The sequence below is a fragment of the Arthrobacter sp. sptzw42 genome, assembly GCF_059089685.1.
In genome coordinates this window covers 1-980 of sequence record NZ_JBNHEX010000029.1, presented here as the reverse complement: position 1 = coordinate 980, position 980 = coordinate 1, and the positions used below count along the sequence as shown (strand labels likewise).

1 protein-coding gene is annotated in these 980 nt (G+C 70.4%); it reads left to right on the top strand.

The genetic code is table 11. From position 1 onward, the window contains the following. Positions 1–980 (top strand): DUF222 domain-containing protein (locus AC5RT4_RS17730; RefSeq protein WP_494106618.1); only part of this gene is annotated, 980 nt, incomplete at both ends.

Here is a 980-nt window from a genome sequence, read left to right as displayed (position 1 = left end):
AGCGAAGCCCACCGCCGGCTCGCCCTCGCCGCGGACATCCTGCCCGCCACCACCCTCACCGGCCAGACCATCCCGGCCCCACGCGAACACCTCACCACCGCCCTCACCCCAACCCCCGGCACCGCCGCCCTCACCCCCGCCGCCGGCACCGGCTCTGGTGCCGGCCCGGCCGTGTCCTCCCGGGCCGGGACCATCATCAGCCTGACCCTGAACCGGCTCCAACACCTCACCACCGGGGAGAACCTGGCGCTGATCGAGGAAAACCTCACCACCACCGCCGCGGCCGCCGACCCCGACTTCCTCACCCGCGTCGCCCGCCGCTGGGCCGAGACCATCGACGCCGACGGCACCGAACCCAGCCAAGAAGCCCTCCGCCACACCCAGGGCGCGTTCATCCGCAAACCCCGCCACGGCCTGCACCACCTCGACATCTACGCCACCACCGACCAATACGAACACCTCCTCACCGTCATGAACACCGCCACCAACCCACGCACCAACCCCGGAACTAAACCCGGCACCGGCACTGCAGCTGAACTAGGGCCCAGTACAGGCACGGGCACGGGCACGGGCACGGGCACGGGCACGGGCACGGATCACTGGCGGGACCGCGGCGTGGACGTGAAACTGGACCGCCGCACCAGGCCACAAAAACAACTCGACGGTCTCGTCGGCGCCGCCAAAATCGCCCTGGCCACCAACACCCTGCCCAGCACCGGCGGAAACCGCCCCCAAATCATCGCCACCATCAACTACCAAGACCTCCTCCCCCACCACAAAGCCACCCACCCAACACCCACCACCGGCACACACCCCGGCACCGGCACCGGCACGCCCCTCGGCACCGGCACCGGCCCCGGCACTGGCACCGGGAACTTCGTGTTTACCGGACCCGTCGCCGCCGCCACCCTCCGCAAGATCGCCTGCGACGCCGACATCATCCCCGCACTCCTGGGCACCCACGGCGAAATCCTCGACCT